Below are 20,672 nucleotides of genomic sequence, written 5' to 3' on the forward strand. Positions count from 1 at the left end.
GCCATAAACCAAATTTTAAAACCCGCTGAACATGGCGGGTTTTTTTATGGAAAACCGTCATTAAAGCGCATGACATACACAAGGAAGCAAGCCCATGAGCGATCAAGTCATAATCTTCGACACCACCTTACGTGATGGCGAACAAGCACTATCAGCAAGTTTAACCGTAAAAGAAAAATTGCAGATTGCTTATGCGCTTGAGCGTTTAGGTGTTGATGTTATTGAAGCCGGATTCCCTGTTTCATCTCCAGGTGATTTTGAATCCGTTCAAACCATTGCAAAGCATATTAAAAACAGTCGTATTTGTGGACTTTCCCGAGCCGTTCCTAAAGATATTGATGCGGCAGCTGAAGCGTTAAAAGTCGCTGAAGCGTTCCGAATTCATACCTTTATTTCTACTTCTACCGTTCATGTTCAAGACAAATTACGCCGTAGCTACGATGATGTGGTTGAAATGGGTGTAAGAGCCGTTAAACACGCACGTAAATACACCGATGATGTTGAGTTTTCTTGTGAAGATGCAGGCCGTACGCCAATTGATAATTTATGTCGCATGGTAGAAGCCGCAATTAATGCTGGTGCAAATACCATTAATATTCCAGATACGGTTGGTTACACCATTCCCGGTGAATTTGGTGGCATTATTCAGCAACTATTTAACCGTGTTCCAAACATTGATAAAGCAATCATCTCTGTTCATTGTCATGATGATTTAGGTATGTCTGTTGCTAACTCTATTGCTGCAGTTCAAGCAGGAGCTCGTCAAGTTGAAGGCACCATTAATGGTATTGGTGAGCGTGCAGGTAACTGTTCTCTAGAAGAAATTGCGATGATTTTGCAAACTCGCTCAGAGTACCTAGGCGTTCATACGGGTCTTAAAAATAATGAAATCCACCGCACCAGTAAGTTAGTAAGTCAGCTGTGTAATATGCCCATTCAGAGCAATAAGGCTATCGTAGGCGCAAACGCCTTTAGCCACTCTTCAGGCATTCACCAAGATGGCATGCTTAAGAATAAAAACACTTACGAAATCATGACACCAGAGTCTATAGGCTTAAAAAACAAAGCATTAAATCTAACCAGTCGTTCAGGTCGTGCTGCGGTTAAGAGCCACATGGATGCGATGGGTTATAAAGACGAAGAATACAATCTAGACACACTATATGCAGATTTTGTGAAGCTAGCGGATCGTAAAGGCCAAGTGTTTGATTACGATTTAGAAGCCCTAATGCATTTTGCTAACTTACGTGATGAAGATGACTTCTATAAGTTGAACTACCTAAGCGTTCAATCTGGCAGCGTAATGGCAACCACTAGTATCAAGCTACTTTGTGGTGATGAAGAAAAATGTGAAGCCGCTGTCGGTAATGGCCCTGTTGATGCCCTTTACCAATGTATCTACAAACTAACAGGCTATGAAATTGTTCTAGATAAGTTTGACTTAACCGCGAAAGGTGAAGGTGAAGATGGTTTAGGTCAGGCTGATATTATTGCCAATTACAAAGGTCGTAAGTATCACGGTACCGGCCTAGCTACCGATATTATCGAAGCCTCTGGTCAGGCATTACTTCACGTAATTAACAGCATTCATCGTGCTGATCAAATTGCCGAGATTAAACAAAAGAAAGTAGCAACGGTTTAAAAAAGCCGAAACAAATTTTACATCAGAGAAATATAGCTCCTCTCTGATTAAGCGAATTAAATAGAAAAGATTAAAGGATTAACATGACGAATAAAACATACAAAATTGCGATTTTACCCGGTGATGGCATTGGCCCAGAAGTGATGGAGCAAGCACATAAAGTTCTGGATGCGATTGAGAAAAAACACGCCATTTCATTTTCTCGCGAGCAGCACGATGTAGGCGGCATCGCAATTGATAACCACGGTTGTCCGCTACCAGAGAGCACAGTAAAAGGCTGTGAAGAATCTGATGCTGTACTATTTGGTTCAGTTGGCGGCCCTAAGTGGGAACATCTTCCACCAAATGACCAACCAGAACGTGGTGCCCTACTTCCTCTTCGTAAACATTTCCAACTGTTCTGTAATCTTCGTCCTGCGCAAATTCACAAAGGATTAGAAAACTTCTCTCCACTGCGTGCTGATATTTCTGGTAACGGTTTTGATATCGTCGTGGTTCGTGAGCTAACTGGCGGCATCTATTTTGGTCAGCCAAAAGGTCGTGAAGGCGAAGGTCCTCAAGAGAAAGCCTACGATACTGAAATTTACCACCGTTATGAAATCGAACGTATTGCAAAGATTGCCTTTGAGTCAGCTCGTCTACGTAAGAAAAACGTTTACTCAATTGATAAAGCCAACGTTCTTCAAAGCTCTATTCTATGGCGTGAAGTGGTAGAAGAAGTCGCTCAAGATTACCCAGATGTAAAACTAAGCCACATGTATATTGATAACGCGACCATGCAGCTAATCAAAGATCCATCTCAGTTTGACGTCATGCTATGTTCAAACATCTTTGGTGACATTATCTCTGATGAGTGCGCGATGATCACAGGATCTATGGGTATGCTTCCTTCTGCAAGTCTGAATGAGAGCAACTTTGGTCTGTATGAACCAGCAGGTGGTTCAGCTCCAGATATCGCAGGTAAAAACATCGCAAACCCAGTGGCTCAGATCTTATCTGCTGCACTAATGTTACGTTACAGCCTAGGTGAAGAAGAAGCAGCACAAAGCATTGAAGCTGCCGTATCTAAAGCGCTGTCAGCAGGTGAACTAACGGCTGATTTAGCCGGAGATAAGCCAGCATTAACTACCTCAGCAATGGGCGATAAAATCGCTGAATACATTTTGAATTCGTAATTCAAGGAAGAAGCAATGTCTAACGCAAAAACATTATATGAAAAAGTTTATGATGCCCATGTTGCTGTTGCAGCAAAAGGCGAAACCCCAATTTTATACATCGATCGCCATTTGGTGCATGAAGTAACGTCCCCACAAGCGTTTGATGGCCTACGTGAAAAAGGTCGTAAAGTTCGCCAAGTAGGGAAAACTTTCGCAACCATGGACCATAACGTATCGACACAAACCAAAGACATTAACGCCTCTGGTGAAATGGCTCGTATCCAAATGGAAACACTGTCTAAAAACTGTGAAGAATTTGGCGTTACCCTTTATGATTTAAACCATAAATATCAAGGTATTGTGCACGTAATGGGACCAGAACTGGGCATTACTCTACCGGGCATGACGATTGTTTGTGGTGATTCACACACTGCAACCCACGGCGCATTTGGTTCGCTAGCATTTGGTATTGGTACCTCTGAAGTTGAACACGTCTTAGCGACACAAACGCTAAAACAAGCGCGTGCTAAAACCATGAAAATCGAAGTTAAAGGTAAAGTAGCCGAAGGCATTACTGCAAAAGATATCGTTCTTGCGATCATAGGTAAAACAACGGCTGCTGGTGGTACTGGCTATGTGGTTGAGTTCTGTGGTGAAGCCATTACCGACCTTACTATGGAAGGTCGTATGACGGTATGTAACATGGCGATTGAATTAGGCGCTAAAGCAGGCCTTATCGCACCAGACCAAACGACGTTTGATTACATTACTAACCGTAAATTCTCGCCTCAAGGTGCAGACTTAACGGCAGCGATTCAATACTGGTCGTCACTAAAAACGGACGACAATGCAAAGTTTGATGCGGTAGTTACACTTGATGCCTCTGAAATCAAACCACAAGTCACTTGGGGCACCAATCCAGGTCAAGTAATCGCCGTTGACCAACCAATCCCAGCTCCTGAGAGTTTTTCTGACCCGGTAGAAAAAGCCTCCGCTGAAAAAGCATTGGCTTACATGGGCCTTGACGCGGGTAAATCTCTGTCTGATTACAATGTAGATAAAGTGTTTGTTGGCTCTTGTACTAACTCACGCATCGAAGACATGCGTGCTGCGGCAGCCATTGCTAAAGGACGTAAAGTTGCCTCTCATGTTCAAGCGTTAATTGTTCCAGGCTCTGAGCAAGTAAAAGCGCAAGCTGAAAAAGAAGGTCTAGATGTGATCTTTAAAGAAGCGGGTTTTGAATGGCGTCTACCGGGTTGTTCTATGTGCCTTGCTATGAACAACGACCGTTTAGGTCCACAAGAACGTTGTGCATCAACATCTAACCGTAATTTTGAAGGTCGCCAAGGCCGTGATGGTCGAACTCACCTAGTCAGTCCTGCAATGGCTGCTGCTGCCGCAATTGCTGGTCACTTTGTTGATATTCGAACTATTGAAGAACAAGCATAAAGGAATTTACTATGTCAGGTTTTAAGCAACATACAGGTCTAGTCGTTCCTTTAGATACGGCAAATATTGATACCGATGCGATCATTCCAAAACAATTTCTACAAAAAGTAAACCGCACTGGTTTTGGTAAGCACCTATTTCATGATTGGCGTTTTTTAGATGATGCTGGAGAGCAAGCAAACCCTGAGTTCGTAATGAACGCTCCTCGCTATCAAGGTGCTAGTATTCTCCTTGCTCGTGAAAACTTTGGTTGTGGTTCATCTCGTGAACATGCACCTTGGGCGTTAGCTGATTATGGTATCCAAGTCATGATCGCACCAAGCTTTGCCGATATTTTTTATGGTAACTCAATTAATAACCAGATGATCCCCGTTTGTTTAACGGACACTGAAGTGGATGAAATTTTCCACTTCGTTGAAGCAACTGAAGGCGCTGAAATTAGCGTTGATTTAGAATCAATGTTAGTAACTGCTAACAATAAGCAATACCGCTTTGAAATTGATGAATTCCGTCGCCACTGTTTACTGAACGGTTTAGATAATATTGGCTTAACGTTACAACACGCGGACAAAATTTCAGAATATGAAGCGAAGATCCCTAGTTTCTTAAAATAGGATTCAGGATTCAGGATTCAGGATTCAGGATTCAGGATTCAGGATTCAGGATTCAGGATTCAGGATTCAGGATTCAGGATTCAGGAAATAATAGAGGTTGATATGAACGTATCAACCTCTTTTTTGTCTATAAAACTAAATAATTATTAGTAAACAAAAGTCAGGTACCTTTATATGAAAACTCTTATTTCCTCGTTAATTTTGCTTTTCTCATTCAATACGTTCGCGGCACCAAAATCTGAATTATGGGATTATTGGAATGTCAGTAATGAAAAAAATGCCACCACTATTTCACATCAATATTGGCAACAAACCTTAGATAAATACCTTATCACTCAAGGGGAATACACTCTTTTTGATTATGCCGACATCACAGATACAGATGAGCGAGTTCTCAATAGCTACTTACGCCAAATGAGTCGTATTGACCCAAGAGAGTATAAAAAAGCAGAGCAATACGCTTATTGGGTCAATCTTTATAATGCAATCACCGTAAAAATTATTTTAGATAATTACCCAATCAAATCGATCACAAAACTGGGCGGATTATTTAGCTTTGGGCCTTGGGACGAAGACGTTGTTGTGGTGACAGGAAAAGTGTTAACGCTCAACGATATTGAACATCGAATTTTAAGACCTATTTGGAATGATCCTAGAACTCACTACGCTGTTAATTGTGCAAGTTTAGGCTGCCCTAACTTACAACTAAAAGCCTTCACCGCCAGAAACAGCGATAAGTTATTAGATAAAGCCGCAACTGAATTCATTAATAGTGAAAAAGGCGTGCTCATTACTGATAACAAAATCCAGCTATCGTCTATTTATGATTGGTTTGCAATTGATTTTGGTAATCAACAGCAACTTTTTGAGCACCTAAAAAAATATCGCCCTGAATTAAAACAATTCAAAGGCGACATTCATTACGACTATAATTGGAAGTTAAATAAACAATAAAAATTAAGAGGGATTACTTAATCCCTTTTGCTTTCTTAATTAAATCGTAAGCTCCTTGGATTTCTTGCGCTTTTTCTTTTGCCATTTCCATCATTTCTGGTGGCAGACCTTTTGCCACCAATTTATCAGGATGATGCTCATTCATTAATTTACGGTGAGCACGCTTAATTGTTTTTGCATCGGCATCTTCACTAATACCCAATAAATTATAAGCATCCGTTAACTGGTCAGCAGAACTTGCTTGCTGCCATTGACCTTGTTGCGAACCACCTTGACCAGAAAAGCCACCACTGCGCTGAAAACGAAAAGCCGCTTCTTGCATTTTTAAGCGTTTTTCTAATTGTTCGGCACTAAAACCAAGCTCTTCCGCAACAATGTGTAAGATATCTCTTTCACTTGGGTGAATATCACCGTCGGCAATGGCAGATGCGATTTGCAACTCTAAAAAGAACTGCAATAGATCATAACGACCACCGGTAATTGAACGAATTTTTTGCAGGGTTTCACGTAATGGAAAATCGTTTTCTTTCCCTTCTCTAAACGCTTCTTGAGCTTCTTTTTTCTGCTCCGCATTCAGGTTCATACGATCCATCATCATTGATGCTAACTGGATCTCTTGTGCAGTTACTTGCCCTTTGGCTTTAGCAACATGCCCCATGACTGAGAAAGCTGCATGAAAGAATTCTGCTTGTTTTTTAGTTTGAGAAGCCCCACCCGTTTGAAAGGTAAAACCACTGCTTGCCATACGTTTTGCTTTATCAAATTGATGGCCAATAAAGATCCCTAATGCGGCACCAAAAAAACCGCCAAATAGAAAACCAAAAAAACCACCCAATATTTTGCCGAATATTTGCATTTTAAATTCCAATTAATGAATTATTTTATTTTTACTCTGTCACACAATGAGCAAGTGCAGCCTGTTACTTTACAACCATTAATAGATGATAGCGACATCTTATAGGTGGTTTGGGCATAGCTTTTGCTTTATTATAAACAAGTGACTCTGTCTAGTCTCTTTGAGTATATCAGCGGATTAATATAACGAACAGGAACGTCTAACTCGATGCCTTTTACCTCTCGCAGCCTACTTGCTTCATTTGCTGGATGCCTTCTTTACGGCTCTCCCGTCATCGCTGATGATGGAAGTAAATCTGTATCTCCAGAAAGTAGCATAATCTTCCCTTTGCAAACTGACACAGTTAACTCCTGTGAAGTACCGAATAAAGCCTCAAAAGAGGAAGAAAATCAACAATCTGTGCTTATTCAAGCAGACAGTGTTGAGGCCAGTAATAATTCAAAAGCGACCTATAAAGGTAACGTTCATATTATTAAAGGTCGTCAAGAGATCAAAGCAGACAGCATTACTGTACATCAACAAGAAAACATAGCGATTGCAGAAGGTAATGTTGATTACTCAAGCATGGATATGCGCTCAACCTCAGATAAAGTAACTACAGACCTAACAACTGAAGATACCATCATGGTTAATACGGCCTATAAAATGTCGTGTCAGCCTATTCGTGGTACAGCAAGCCGTGTATTGAAAACAGGCCAAGAAATCTACCAATTAGAGGATGCCTCTTTCACAACTTGTCCAGCAGGTGATAAAAGTTGGCGCTTTAAAGCCAGTGATATCGAATTAGACCAATCTGATGAATGGGCAACTTTTTATAATGCTCGATTTGAAGTCCTTGATGTTCCTATTTTTTACTTACCTTACATTACTGTGCCTGTTGGTGATAAACGTAAAACAGGGGTATTGATCCCAAGCGCAAGTTTAGACAGTAAAAATGGTTTTGAACTTTCCGTTCCTATTTACTGGAACATTGCACCTAACTACGATGCCACCACAACCATAAACTACATGGAAAAACGTGGTACCCAATTAGAGGCTCAATTCCGTTATTTAGAAAGCTTCGGTCAAGGTACTGTCGATGTCGAATACCTAAATGAAGATGCCAAGTTTAAAGAGAAAGGCGCACGTTGGGGGGTTAGCTGGGAGCACTCAGGCATCTATCAACAACATTGGAAATTTGATGTTGAATACTCTCAAGTCAGTGACATTGATTATTTCCAAGATTTAAATTCAAGCATTGGTACTCGTGATGAGGGTCAATTACAACAATCAGGCGAAGTCTCTTATCGAACGCAAGATTGGGATATGACCATGCGTGTTCGTGATTTCCAAGTTCTTGTTGAGGATAGCTACCCGTATCGCTTAATGCCACAAATTGAATTCAATTATTATGCACCTCAATTTTACAATGAATTTGATTTTAACTTGCACAGCCACATTAGTAAGTTTGCAACCGATGACCCAACAAAGCCATCGGCAACTCGTGTTCATCTAGAGCCAAAATTAAGCTTACCTCTTAGTTCTGCTTGGTGGTCACTAACGCCTGAAGCCAGTTTACTCTATACCTATTACTCTCAAGATTTTGACCGCACAGAAGCCTCATTATCTGGATTAAAAGAAGAAACCTCTCGAACCATTCCAGAGGTTCGAATTAATGGCGCTATCTATTTAGACAGCACTCATAAATTCTTAGGTGAGTACTTACAAACCGTTGAGCCTAAAATACAATATTTATATGTACCTGAAGTCGATCAAAGTGACATTTATGGCGGTCGAGGTGAAGGTGGTTATGACAGTAGCAGGCTACAACTAGATTACTATGGCTTATTTAGAGAACGTCAATATAGTGGCGTTGATTACATTGCCGCAGCAAACCAATTCAGTATTGGTGCCACCTCTCGATTCTATGATGATACCTATAAAGAGCGCATGAATATCTCTTTTGGTCAGATCCTATATATGAACGGCTCTGGTACGACGAATGAAGGCGACACTAGTAACTCATCTGCTTGGGCTATTGAAAGTGACTTTAACTTCAATGACTACCTTTTCTATCATGGTGGTGTTCAGTACGATTCAAATGTTAGTGAACTTCAAGTTGCTAACAGTACATTAGAATATCGTCATACTAAAGGATATATACAAGCTAACTATCGTTATGTCAGTAAAAACTACATCGAGAGTAACGTAAACTTTGAAGATGATTTAGGGCTTATTACTCAACATGGTATCTATCAGGCAGGTTTATTAAGTGAATACAACATTGGTGATAACTGGGCTATTAAAGGTCAATATTTCCACGATACCAAAGAAGAGCAAATGATAGAGGCCTTAGTTGGTGTTACCTATTTAAGTGACTGTTGGTCATTTGGCTTAACTTACAGCGACCAATTAATTGCACCGAATAACGTTCCGGCACTGCCGATTGGCAGTTACGAACCAAAATACGAAAGTAACATAATGCTTTCAATCGCGATTCGAGGCTTAGGTAAAAACACAGGTATCACCTCAGGTTCAGCAACCAATGCATTGGGCTATGGTCGCCCATTTTATTTGAATAATTAATTTATACGGACATACGTGAAGTGCCTACTTTCTATGGCACTTCATTCTCCTTACTCTTGGATGACACTATGAAAAATTGGAAATTCCCTTTTATTAGCACACTACTGCTGATGCTAACCATGAATGCGCACGCAGCTCCTGTTGAATTAGATCGCGTTGTTGCTATTGTTGATGAAGGCGTTGTTCTGCAAAGTGATATTGATACTTCACTGAAAACAGTAAAGATCAATGCTCAAGAGAAGAATCAACCACTGCCTGAAGAGTCGGTACTTCGTGAGCAAGTATTAGAAAAATTGATTGTTGATACTATTCAAAGCCAACAAGCTGAGAAGATGGGTATTCGAATTGATGATACCCGTCTTGAAGAAGCACTAAAGGGAATTGCAAAAGAAAACAACATGACCCTAGCTCAACTGCAACAAAAAACAGCAACTCAAGGTTTATCTTACGCCAGTTTCCGTGAACAAATTCGCAAAGAGATCGCGGCAAGTGAAGCACGAAACGCACAAGTTCGTCGTCGTATTAATATTCTTCCTCAAGAAGTAGAAAGCCTTGCTTTGTTACTTTCAGAAGAGACTCAAGCAACGGTTCAATACAAAATTAGTCACATTCAATTACGTACAGAAGATGGGGCAACTCAGGCTGATAAAGAAGCACTAGAACAACAAGCTGATGAGTTAACTGAGCGTCTACAGCAAGGTGCTGATTTTGCAACGATGGCATATACTTACTCTAAAGGTCCAAAAGCGCTACAAGGTGGTGATTGGGGTTGGATGCGTAAAGAAGAGATGCCAACCATTTTTGCAGACCAGATTACCGGTGAAGGAAAAGGCAGTATTATCGGTCCATTCCGCTCTGGTGTGGGGTTCCACATTCTTAAGATTGATGATGTAAAAGGGCTTGAAACGATTGCAGTTACTGAAGTAAATGCTCGCCATATCCTAATAAAAACCTCTGTAATAATGAGTGATGAAGGTGCACAGCGCCAATTAAATAATATTATCGCAGACATAAAAGCGGGCAATGATACTTTTGGCGAAATGGCTAAACGCTATAGCCAAGATCCTGGCTCTGCAGCAAGAGATGGTGAATTGGGTTTTCAAACCCCCGATTTATACGTTCCTGAATTTAAACATCAAGTCGAAACTCTACCTACAGAACAAATCAGTGCGCCATTTAAAACCGTTCATGGTTGGCATATTGTTGAAGTACTAGAACGCCGCCAGGTAGACAGAACCGATGCCGCGATGAAAAATAAAGCTTATCGTATTCTAATGAACCGTAAATTTAACGAAGAAGCAGGTGCTTGGTTACAAGAAATCCGCGCAAGTTCTTATGTAGAAATTCTGAAAGATACTGATGGTGAAGAAGATAATGAATAAGGTTAAACGCATCGCAGTTACTCCAGGAGAGCCTGCGGGTATTGGCCAAGATCTTGTTTTATCGATAGCGCAACAAGCTTGGCCTCATCAGTTGGTGATTTGTGGCAATAAAAAAGCATTAGAACAAAGAGCAGAATTACTGGGGCTTAGTATCTCAATTGAAGACTACGACAGTAATGCTCCTGCGAAAACACATCAAGCGGGAACCTTAGTCGTTGATAATATAGAACTAGGTGCCGATGTTATCGCAGGAGAGCTGAATGAAGCGAATGGGCATTATGTTCTTGATACCTTACGCCGCGCCGCTCAAGGTAATATGGATGGCGAATTTGATGCCGTAGTGACAGGCCCGGTACATAAAGGGGTCATTAACCGTGCAGGTGTCGCCTTTAGCGGTCATACTGAGTTTTTTGCAGAGCAATCAAATACACAACAAGTCGTTATGATGCTAGCAACAGAAGGCTTACGTGTTGCATTAGTAACGACTCACATACCTCTTGCCTATGTAGCTAAAGCCATTACTGCAGATCGTCTAAAACAAGTCACTCGTATCTTACATCAAGACCTCATTTCTAAGTTTGGTATAGAAAGCCCTGCTATTTTTGTCTGTGGATTAAATCCACACGCAGGTGAAGATGGCTGTCTTGGTCGTGAAGAAATTGATATCATAGCACCAGCATTAGATGAACTACGTGAAGAAGAAGGTATGAACCTCATTGGTCCATTGCCTGCAGACACGTTATTTCAAGATAAATATCTACAAGAAGCGGACGCGGTACTAGCTATGTATCACGATCAAGGGCTTCCTGTGCTAAAATTTAAAGGCTTTGGAAAATCAGTAAACATAACGTTAGGTTTACCGTTTATCCGAACCTCCGTAGACCATGGTACTGCATTGGAATTAGCAGGTACTGGAAAAGCAGATGCAGGAAGCTTTATTACCGCACTAACCCATGCAATTGAACTGGTAGAAAATAAATGAGTACAAGAAATGATGTCCATCTAGGCCATAAAGCGAAAAAACGCTTTGGTCAAAACTTCTTAAATGACCCTTATGTGATCGATGGAATCGTATCTGCAATTAATCCTCTACCAGGCCAAAACCTTGTAGAAATTGGTCCGGGTCTTGGCGCAATCACAGAGCCTGTTGGTCGTGAAGTTGATAAGTTTACTGTTATCGAACTTGACCGTGACTTAGCAGCTCGTTTGCGTACTCACCCTGAACTGGGTAGCAAACTAACGATTCATGAAGGCGATGCAATGCGCTTCGACTTCACGCAACTTATCCAAGAAGGTAATAAATTACGTATCTTTGGTAACTTGCCATACAACATCTCAACCCCGTTGATGTTCCACCTTTTTGAGTTCCATAAAGACATTCAAGATATGCACTTTATGCTACAAAAAGAAGTGGTAAACCGTTTAGCTGCAGGTCCTGGTACTAAAGCTTATGGTCGCTTAACCGTAATGGCTCAATACTTTTGTAAAGTAATGCCAGTACTTGAAGTGCCACCAACCGCATTTGTTCCGCCACCGAAAGTTGATTCTGCAGTTGTTCGCTTAGTACCTTATGAAGTGCTTCCACATCCTGCGAAAAACTTAAAATGGCTTGATCGAGTGTGTCGCGAAGGTTTTAACCAACGTCGTAAGACAATTCGTAACTGTTTCAAAGCGCTATTAACTAAAGAGCAATTAGAAGCATTAGATATTAATCCTTCTCTTCGCCCTGAAAACTTAACGCTAGAGCAATTCGTTAGAATGGCAAACTGGTTAAATGACAACTTCCAAGCTGAATCAAAAGAATCGGCTTAAGTTAGACGTATAATCAACAACAGTTAAATATAAGGGTGACTTCATTGTCACCTTTTTTCTATCTACGCTTTAATGATTAGAGGAAAGAGACATGGCGACCTATTTTGTAGGTGATATTCAAGGATGCCTAGACGAACTATTATTATTGTTAGACCAAGTGAACTTTGATAAAGAAAAAGACCAACTATGGTTAACCGGAGATTTAGTTGCTCGTGGCCCAAAATCATTAGAAACCCTGCGTTTTGTTAAATCTCTTGGTACATCAGCCGTTACTATTCTTGGTAATCATGATCTGCATTTACTTGCTGTATCCCAAGGTATTTCTCGTGTCAAAGAGAAGGATAAAACCGCCCCTATTTTCTCAGCACCAGACAGTAAAGAGTTATTAACTTGGTTACGCCAACAACCTTTATTAGCGGTTCACCCTGAGCATAATATTGTAATGAGTCATGCTGGTATTTCTCCTCAATGGGATGTTAACACAGCGATTGAATGCGCTCGTGAAGTTGAAGCGATTTTACAATCCGATAAATGGATTTGGTTATTAGAGAACATGTACGAAAACCAACCCGATTTATGGACCCCTAATCTAGAAGAGATAGACCGTTATCGTTATATAATTAACGCTTTTACACGCATGCGTTTTTGCTTTCATAACGCAAGTTTAGATATGGATTGTAAACAACCGCCACAAGATTTATCAGCAGAAGATAAAGATAAATTAGTCCCTTGGTTTGAGTTAAGCTCTCGCCTTCCCCTAACTCATAGAGTCATATTTGGCCATTGGGCTGCTTTGATGGGGCATGAAGGAAATGACGTAATAGCGTTGGATACAGGTTGTGTCTGGGGGGAATATATGACGATGTATCGTGTTGATGATGGGAAGTATTTTACTCAAAAAGCGTTGAGCTAGAAACGATACGCTTCGCTGACTAGAAACTATAAGAGCAAAGAATTCAGATCGGTCGTAAACTCCCTAGCAGAGTTCAGAGTTAAACGCTGAAATATCAACGACTACTTCTGAATTCTGCTAGCGAAGCGATCTGAACCCTGCTCTTATAGAAGCGAAGCGGTCTAGTTTCTAGTTTCTAGTTTCTAGTTTCTAGTTAGCGCAGCGTATAGCCTCTATCGTTCAAGAACCACAAACTCCATATCGTACTTATTCTTTTCATCTTTCAAATACATTTCAGAATGAGTCTGCTTCCAGCCCTCACCCCAATCAGGGAATTGAGTGTCACCATCAATGTCTGCGTCAATAAAGGTAAGATACAGTTTGTCAGCATCAGCAAGACACGCTTGGTAAATTGAACCACCACCAATGATCATTAGCTCGTCAATATCACCAGCGGCTTTTTTCGCTTCATCAATTGAAGTTACACAAGTAACACTTTCAATCTTCAAATTCGCATCACGGCTTAATACTATGTTCAAACGCCCCGGTAAAGGACGACCAATCGACTCATAGGTTTTACGCCCCATCACAATTGGCTTACCCATAGTGCATTGCTTAAACCATGCAAAATCAGCAGGTAAGTGCCATGGCATTTGATTATCAACACCAATAATTCGGTTCTTTGCCATTGCGGCAATCATGCTAATTTTCACAGTTATTCCTTATGTTACTAAACACTTAAACAATCGACTTTCTACGGTAAAACAGCAGCCCAGGCATAGCAAGACCAATTGCTAATGCAGCAATGGTAAATAGTGTTTTAATTAGATTATCGATCATCATCGCCCATAATTCTGGAGAATAACCAAGATGATTAATTTCGACCACAGCGATCATCGCTTTAAATGCAAACACACCAGGGATCATCGGAATTAAAGCAGCAACCGTAAATACTTTAGGATGAGCAAGAAAACGGTGTGACCAATGCACTCCGATCATACCCACCGTTGTTGCAGCACATAACGTCGCCCACTCTAATGGTGCGCCATAATGCATTAATAAAAATCGAGTCCCATGACCAATCGCGCCACCAATCGCACAATATTTCAATGCCTTCACGGGAACATTGAAAACCAGAGCAAAACCTACAGCAGGGATCATTGCGAAGAACATATCGTTTAATAATGCGAAAAATAAATCAAAAATAGAGTTCATCGTTACACTGTCCATTGGTAAAAACATCTATTGATTAAAGCGTCCATTAGTTTATCCATCCCCAGACACCGACTAAGTTCATAGCACCAACAATACCAATACTGGTTGATAAGGTAAGTAAGGTGGCGAATGTCCAACGAGCGATCCCCATATTGACATAGCCTTTCACCATATCAGCAACGGCATTAATTAAGGGGAAACCTGGAACTAGCATCAAAACAGAAGAAGCCATTGCGAGAAAGGGTGTATTACCAATATTGTAAATAACGGCTTGAGAAGAGATAAGAGTGGTAACAAAAGCGGTGATGCCAAAGTTAAGCAAGGGGTTAAAATGTCGATGCCCAATTTCTTGTCTTACCATCATACCAAGAGAAGAAGCAAGAAATGTCATCATAAATACAGGCCAATCTCCCCCAGCGAGTCGGCTAAAACTCGCACAAGAAAGTCCAATCATGATAATAACCAACCAACGATTGTACCTTTCTGGACTGATCGCATCTAACTTTACAGAAGCTTCATGACAATCAAGTAAGCCTTTTTCCGACATGATACAGATCCGTTGTATCTCGGTGACCGCTCTCATATTGATACCGCTATCTGGCGCTCTTCTTGCTGTTGTCATGCAATGTTCATTAATCATTGTCGTGATAACAAGTGAGCTAGCTGATAATGAAATTTCAACATCATCTGCACCCACAGCAATACCTAAACGTCGACTAACATCTGATACTAAACTGCTTTCTGCACCATGCTGAAGTAACATTTGCCCCGCTTTCGCCACTAAGCGTGATATTTCCCTTTGCTTTTCGTCCATTTGTCTTCGTAATAATTAACCAATTAGATGCCTATTCTAATCCTTTCATTTTTATCTTTAATGACCTAAATAAAAAAAACCGCAACAAGTGCGGTTTTTTATAATAAATTATCTTGATTAAGATTTAGTCACGAACATAGATAACATGACCGTCATCTTCTTCATCGTCCCAGTCATCGTCATCACCGTCTTCAGTAACCACGTTTTTACCAGATACTGCATCTTTATGGTAATCATCCCACATGAAGTCGACTTTATCTGCCGCTTTCTCTTCATCAGTTTGAATTTCTTTTGGTAGACTATCCATAAAGTCAGATAGCTCATCACATACTTCTTGAGTACCAGTGCGGCTTACTGCTGCGATCTTGAAGTAACGATCTTCCCAGCCAAGAGCCTCTAGGATCTCGGTGATCTTCTCATTCGCTTCTTCTTCTAATAGAAGATCGGTTTTATTGAATAACAACCAACGAGGTTTGCCAGCTACTTTTTCACTGTACTGCTCTAACTCATCAATGATAGTTAATGCATTTTGAACAGGATCACTGCCATCAATTGGAAGGATATCAATAACATGAAGCAATACACGACAACGCTCAAGGTGCTTCAAGAAGCGAATACCTAAGCCTGCGCCATCAGCAGCACCTTCAATTAGACCTGGAATATCAGCAACCACGAAACTCTTGTTACCACGAGCACGTACGACACCTAAGCTAGGAATAAGTGTGGTAAATGGATAATCTGCTACTTTTGGTTTTGCTGCAGATACTGCACGAATAAAAGTAGATTTACCCGCATTTGGTAAACCAAGCATACCTACATCAGCAAGAAGAAGAAGCTCTAGACGAAGTTCACGAACCTCACCTTTAGTTCCTAATGTCTTTTGACGAGGAGCACGGTTAACAGATGATTTAAAACGTGTATTACCTAAACCATGCCAGCCACCTTTAGCTACCATGATTTTCATGCCGTGAGCCATTAACTCAGCAACTTTCTCACCGGTATCGATATCAATTGCACGAGTACCTACTGGTACTTTTAGCGTAATATCTGCACCACGACGACCAGTACTATTAGTACCACCACCATTTGTGCCACGCTCAGCAGCATAGAAACGATTAAAACGGTAATCGATTAGGGTGTTGAGGTTTTCATCAGCTTCTAGGTAAACATCACCGCCATCACCGCCATCACCGCCATCAGGGCCACCTTTTGCAACGAATTTTTCACGCCAAAAACTAACCGTTCCGTTACCACCGTCACCGGCATCTACTTTAATTGTCGCTTCATCAACGAATTTCATTTTCTTCTCCGAGATGTAGCGCTGGTACTCGAGAGTGGATCGTCTATGATCTTTACGCTACGTAATATATCGATATAGTCACTAATTAACTATTTTAGCATTTAAATTCGCTTATGGATTTAAAAGTGATAAAACAGTTAACTGGTGACTATCTATAAATAAAAAGCCCCGCCATAAGGCAGGGCTTTTAGAATTAATTTCTAAAACGATTATTCAGCGTCGATAGAAACGAATTTACGGTTTTTAGGACCTTTAACTTCAAACTTCACTTTACCTTCAGATAGAGCGAAAAGAGTGTGGTCTTTACCGATGCCTACGTTAGTACCAGCGTGGAATTTAGTACCACGTTGACGTACGATGATGTTACCTGCAAGAACAGATTCGCCACCGAAACGCTTAACACCAAGACGTTTACTTTCTGAATCGCGGCCGTTACGAGTAGAACCGCCAGCTTTTTTATGTGCCATTTGTTATTCTCCTTAAATTAAGCGCTGATGCCAGTGATTCTGACTTCAGTGAACCATTGACGATGGCCCTGCTGCTTACGAGAATGCTTACGACGACGGAACTTAACGATTTTAATTTTATCGCCACGACCGTGCTGAACTACTTCCGCAGTTACTTTACCGCCAGCTACTAGAGGTGCACCAATAGTGATTTCTTCACCATTAGCAATCATAAGAACGTTGTCGAAATCAACTGTTGCGCCAGTCTCAACGTCTAATTTTTCCAAGCGAAGAGTTTGACCTTCACTTACACGGTGTTGTTTACCACCAGATTGGAAAACAGCGTACATATTTTACTCCGCTACTTTCGCACTACCATATATTTTGTTTACTCAACAATTTTGGTGTGCGTTAAACTTGTCATCAATAGGGTCCGGATTCTACGCGAATGATTTCAATCTGACAACCCAAAAATGAAGAAAAATGATGAAAAGATCACCGGCATGCTTAATAAGCCATAAGGAGGTAATTTTCGACTGTATTGCCAACCCCATTTTAGTGTATTATTTATGTAATCACTTATTACACTTAAGCCTACATTGGGCCCTAACCTTGCTGGAATAATAATGGATTTTAAAGCTATCCAAGCCCTTACGGCTGATGACATGGCAATCGTAAATGAAACCATCCTAGCTCAACTGAACTCAGATGTTGCGCTTATCAACCAACTTGGTTTTTACATTGTAAGCGGCGGCGGAAAACGTCTACGCCCAGTTCTTGCTATTTTATCTGCAAAAGCACTTGGATACGAAGGTAAAGACCATACAATGGCTGCGGCCTTTATTGAATTTATTCATACCGCAACCTTACTTCATGACGATGTTGTTGATGAATCAGATATGCGTCGTGGAAAAGCCACAGCGAATGCCGAATTTGGTAATGCAGCAAGTGTACTGGTTGGTGACTTTATTTATACACGCTCATTCCAAATGATGACGAGCTTAGGATCCATAAAGATCCTTAGCTTAATGAGTGAGTCTGTCAATGTGATCGCCGAAGGTGAAGTTCTGCAATTAATGAACTGCAACGATCCTAATACAACTGAAGAAAGCTATATGCAGGTGATCTACTCTAAGACCGCTCGCCTATTCGAAGCTGCGACTCAGATCGGCGCGATCCTAAATGATGCACCACAAGAAATTGAAACCGCTCTACAAAATTACGGCAAATACCTTGGCACGGCATTCCAGCTTATTGACGATGTCATGGACTACACCTCTGATGGTGAAGACATGGGTAAAAATGTAGGCGATGACCTCGCAGAGGGGAAACCAACACTTCCTTTACTGCACGCAATGAATCACGGTAATGAAGAGCAAGCAGCGATGATCCGTGAAGCGATTGAACAAGGGAATGGGCTTGATAAACTCGAACCTATTTTAGCCTGTATGAAAGAAGTCGGTTCATTAGAGTACACTAAGTTAAAAGCCGATGAAGAAGCAGACAAAGCGATTGCTGAATTAAACATACTGCCTGAATCAGATTATAAAGAAGCGTTAAAAGCACTGGCTCACTTAGCCGTTAAACGCAGTAAGTAAGATTTACGCTTAAAAGTAAGAAATAAAAAGGGCAGATATTCACTATCTGCCCTTTGCTCTTTTATAAATCGAGCAATTATTCGTTACTTAACGAACTCTTCGCCAATTTTGATATCCGATCTCAAAGTATCTAGCATGCTATCTAATGCTTCTTGTTCAAATGCACTTAGCTCACCATAAGATTGAATTTCTTCAACCCCATTTTTACCAAGAAGAATTGGTTGAGCAAAAAAGCGAGCGTGCTCACCATTACCTTCAACATAAGCACATTCAACAACGCCCTTCTCACCACTTAATGCTTTCACTAGTGATAGACCAAAGCGACATGCCGCTTGCCCCATTGAAAGTGTCGCAGAACCACCACCGGCTTTTGCTTCAACAACTTCTGTGCCTGCATTTTGAATTCGAGGAGTTAGTGCTGCAACTTCTTCAGCAGTAAACTCAACACCTTCTACTTGAGAAAGAAGAGGAAGAATCGTTACACCTGAATGGCCTCCGATAACTGGTACGCGGATCTCACCTGGATCTTTGTCTTTTAATTCAGCAACAAACGTTTCAGAGCGGATCACATCCAGTGTTGTTACACCAAACAATTTATTTTTATCGTATACACCCGCTTTCTTTAATACTTCTGCTGCAATCGCAACGGTTGTATTTACTGGGTTAGTAATAATACCAATACATGCATTTGGACATGTCACTGCAATTTTTTCAGCTAATGACTTAACAATGCCAGCATTAATATTGAAAAGATCTGAGCGATCCATACCAGGTTTACGAGCAACACCGGCAGAAATTAAAACCACATCTGCATTATCGAGAGCTGGCGTAGGATCTTCACCGCAATATCCTTTGATAGATACAGGCGTTGGGATGTGACTAAGATCCGCAGCAACACCTGGTGTTACTGGTGCAATATCATAAAGAGCAAGATCTGATCCTGCTGGTAATCGATTCTTAAGAAGTAATGCTAACGCTTGTCCGATGCCTCCTGCGGCGCCAATAACAGCAACTTTCATGTTCTTTCTCCTTGAGTAGTAGAGGTATATTTTTATTATTAATTTACTTTCAAACTGAAAGTGACGTTATAGCAAGCTCAAATGAAATTCAATGCTCTTCGCTTCGCTTTGCGACCTTACGCAATGACATACTAATCGTGCTAAAAATTGAGCGCGACTCTACTTGCATTTATCCTTGCTTGTAAATGAAATTGTCTTACGAATTAGAGATCTTGAACAAAGCATAATGAATAAAACATGAGTAAGTATTCACATAAATTCCATTTTGATTTGGTTATAGATAAATAATTATGCGAGAATAGTAGGAATTATTGCAAAAAGAATCAAAACATCATGCGAAATAATGAAAAGCAAGAACGACTAGTTAAAGAATTTAAATCCATTCTTAAAGCGGAACGATTTGGTTCGCAAGGTGAGATTGTTGATGCCCTTCGTATCTCTGGTTTCGATAATATCAATCAATCAAAAGTATCACGAATGCTAACTAAGTTTGGCGCAGTTCGAACTCGTAATGCCAAAATGGAAATGGTGTATTGCCTGCCAATTGAACTTGGAGTACCTACAGTTTCAAGCTCGTTACGTGAACTTGTGATGGATATTGATTACAACAATGCGTTAGTTGTTATTCACACAGGTCCAGGTGCAGCTCAACTTATTGCTCGATTACTGGATTCTTTAGGTAAATCAGAAGGGATTTTAGGCGTAGTTGCTGGCGATGACACTATCTTCATTACTCCAACACGATCAATTAATGTCGCTGACTTATTTGATTCTGTTTGCGATCTTTTTGAATATAGCGTGTAGCGTCACACTTCCTAATAAATAGAGGTCACTCTTAACACTAAAGTGGCCTTTACTCTCTCATTATCTTCACCCTCCCCGTAACTCTCTAGCATTAATAAAATCTAACTTTAGACGATAACTCTAATTATTAACCTCATCAATAGTTATTTATTT

20 protein-coding genes are annotated in these 20,672 nt (G+C 40.7%); 12 read left to right on the forward strand and 8 right to left on the reverse strand.

Annotated elements, in window-relative coordinates; genetic code table 11:
* Positions 1-94 precede the first annotated feature (94 nt).
* The 5 genes from leuA (at position 95) to PVK62_RS11170 (ending at position 5,816) form a co-directional block, all read left to right on the forward strand.
* The gene (leuA, locus tag PVK62_RS11150; protein ID WP_274444377.1) at positions 95-1,642 is read left to right on the forward strand and encodes a 2-isopropylmalate synthase; all 1,548 of its coding nucleotides are present in this window, start codon (positions 95-97) and stop codon (positions 1,640-1,642) included.
* Between the two features lie 83 nt (positions 1,643-1,725).
* On the forward strand, positions 1,726-2,817 hold the full coding sequence (gene leuB, locus PVK62_RS11155) for a 3-isopropylmalate dehydrogenase (RefSeq protein WP_274444379.1): 1,092 nt from the start codon (positions 1,726-1,728) through the stop codon (positions 2,815-2,817).
* Between the two features lie 15 nt (positions 2,818-2,832).
* Positions 2,833-4,248: a 3-isopropylmalate dehydratase large subunit gene (gene leuC / locus PVK62_RS11160; RefSeq protein WP_274444380.1), complete on the forward strand. Its 1,416-nt coding sequence runs from the start codon at positions 2,833-2,835 to the stop codon at positions 4,246-4,248.
* A gap of 11 nt (positions 4,249-4,259) precedes the next feature.
* Positions 4,260-4,862 carry a 3-isopropylmalate dehydratase small subunit gene (gene leuD, locus PVK62_RS11165; protein WP_274444381.1) on the forward strand — a complete coding sequence of 201 codons (603 nt, stop codon included), beginning with the start codon at positions 4,260-4,262 and terminating at the stop codon, positions 4,860-4,862.
* A 174-nt stretch (positions 4,863-5,036) separates the two neighbouring features.
* Positions 5,037-5,816 (forward strand): DUF547 domain-containing protein, encoded by a 780-nt coding sequence (locus tag PVK62_RS11170; RefSeq protein ID WP_274444382.1) that lies wholly within the window; start codon positions 5,037-5,039, stop codon positions 5,814-5,816.
* Positions 5,817-5,829: 13 nt separating this feature from the next.
* Here PVK62_RS11170 and djlA read toward each other — a convergent pair whose 3' ends face one another.
* Entirely contained in the window at positions 5,830-6,672 is an 843-nt protein-coding gene (djlA, locus tag PVK62_RS11175; protein WP_122032893.1) for a co-chaperone DjlA, read from the reverse strand.
* Between the two features lie 207 nt (positions 6,673-6,879).
* Here djlA and lptD point away from each other — a divergent pair, with 207 nt between their 5' ends.
* The 5 genes from lptD (at position 6,880) to apaH (ending at position 13,344) form a co-directional block, all read left to right on the forward strand.
* A complete protein-coding gene (lptD, locus tag PVK62_RS11180; protein WP_274444384.1) occupies positions 6,880-9,237 on the forward strand; it encodes an LPS assembly protein LptD in 2,358 nt (785 codons plus the stop codon).
* 68 nt (positions 9,238-9,305) lie between these two features.
* Positions 9,306-10,619: a peptidylprolyl isomerase SurA gene (gene surA / locus PVK62_RS11185; protein WP_274444387.1), complete on the forward strand. Its 1,314-nt coding sequence runs from the start codon at positions 9,306-9,308 to the stop codon at positions 10,617-10,619.
* Positions 10,612-11,601, forward strand: coding sequence for a 4-hydroxythreonine-4-phosphate dehydrogenase PdxA (gene pdxA, locus PVK62_RS11190; RefSeq protein ID WP_274444388.1), 990 nt, complete (start codon positions 10,612-10,614; stop codon positions 11,599-11,601). The genes surA and pdxA overlap by 8 nt, the downstream gene beginning before the upstream one ends.
* Entirely contained in the window at positions 11,598-12,431 is an 834-nt protein-coding gene (gene rsmA / locus PVK62_RS11195; RefSeq protein WP_274444389.1) for a 16S rRNA (adenine(1518)-N(6)/adenine(1519)-N(6))-dimethyltransferase RsmA, read from the forward strand. Before pdxA ends, rsmA begins: the two co-directional genes overlap by 4 nt.
* Before the next feature lie 91 nt (positions 12,432-12,522).
* Positions 12,523-13,344: a bis(5'-nucleosyl)-tetraphosphatase (symmetrical) ApaH gene (gene apaH, locus PVK62_RS11200; protein WP_274444390.1), complete on the forward strand. Its 822-nt coding sequence runs from the start codon at positions 12,523-12,525 to the stop codon at positions 13,342-13,344.
* A gap of 212 nt (positions 13,345-13,556) precedes the next feature.
* On the opposite strand, the gene folA is transcribed toward apaH, so the two are convergent.
* From folA to rplU, 6 genes are all read right to left on the reverse strand, one after another.
* Complete coding sequence (folA, locus tag PVK62_RS11205) at positions 13,557-14,036, reverse strand: type 3 dihydrofolate reductase (RefSeq protein ID WP_274444392.1); 480 nt, start codon at positions 14,034-14,036, stop codon at positions 13,557-13,559.
* Positions 14,037-14,061: 25 nt separating this feature from the next.
* Positions 14,062-14,553 carry a threonine/serine exporter family protein gene (locus PVK62_RS11210; protein ID WP_274444393.1) on the reverse strand — a complete coding sequence of 164 codons (492 nt, stop codon included), beginning with the start codon at positions 14,551-14,553 and terminating at the stop codon, positions 14,062-14,064.
* A 31-nt stretch (positions 14,554-14,584) separates the two neighbouring features.
* Positions 14,585-15,352, reverse strand: coding sequence for a threonine/serine ThrE exporter family protein (locus tag PVK62_RS11215; protein ID WP_274444394.1), 768 nt, complete (start codon positions 15,350-15,352; stop codon positions 14,585-14,587).
* A 124-nt stretch (positions 15,353-15,476) separates the two neighbouring features.
* Positions 15,477-16,652, reverse strand: coding sequence for an Obg family GTPase CgtA (gene cgtA / locus PVK62_RS11220; RefSeq protein WP_122032886.1), 1,176 nt, complete (start codon positions 16,650-16,652; stop codon positions 15,477-15,479).
* A gap of 209 nt (positions 16,653-16,861) precedes the next feature.
* The gene (gene rpmA, locus PVK62_RS11225) at positions 16,862-17,119 is read right to left on the reverse strand and encodes a 50S ribosomal protein L27 (protein WP_012549189.1); all 258 of its coding nucleotides are present in this window, start codon (positions 17,117-17,119) and stop codon (positions 16,862-16,864) included.
* Between the two features lie 17 nt (positions 17,120-17,136).
* Positions 17,137-17,448 (reverse strand): 50S ribosomal protein L21, encoded by a 312-nt coding sequence (gene rplU, locus PVK62_RS11230; protein ID WP_122032885.1) that lies wholly within the window; start codon positions 17,446-17,448, stop codon positions 17,137-17,139.
* Between the two features lie 276 nt (positions 17,449-17,724).
* On the opposite strand from rplU, the gene ispB reads away from it, so the two are divergent.
* Positions 17,725-18,696, forward strand: coding sequence for an octaprenyl diphosphate synthase (gene ispB / locus PVK62_RS11235; protein ID WP_274444397.1), 972 nt, complete (start codon positions 17,725-17,727; stop codon positions 18,694-18,696).
* Between the two features lie 83 nt (positions 18,697-18,779).
* Here ispB and mdh read toward each other — a convergent pair whose 3' ends face one another.
* A complete protein-coding gene (mdh, locus tag PVK62_RS11240; RefSeq protein WP_274444398.1) occupies positions 18,780-19,715 on the reverse strand; it encodes a malate dehydrogenase in 936 nt (311 codons plus the stop codon).
* A gap of 333 nt (positions 19,716-20,048) precedes the next feature.
* On the opposite strand from mdh, the gene argR reads away from it, so the two are divergent.
* Complete coding sequence (argR, locus tag PVK62_RS11245; protein WP_122032883.1) at positions 20,049-20,519, forward strand: transcriptional regulator ArgR; 471 nt, start codon at positions 20,049-20,051, stop codon at positions 20,517-20,519.
* Positions 20,520-20,672 lie beyond the last annotated feature (153 nt).

Source organism: Aliivibrio sp. S3MY1 (assembly GCF_028765575.1).
Taxonomy (GTDB): Bacteria; Pseudomonadota; Gammaproteobacteria; order Enterobacterales; family Vibrionaceae; genus Aliivibrio.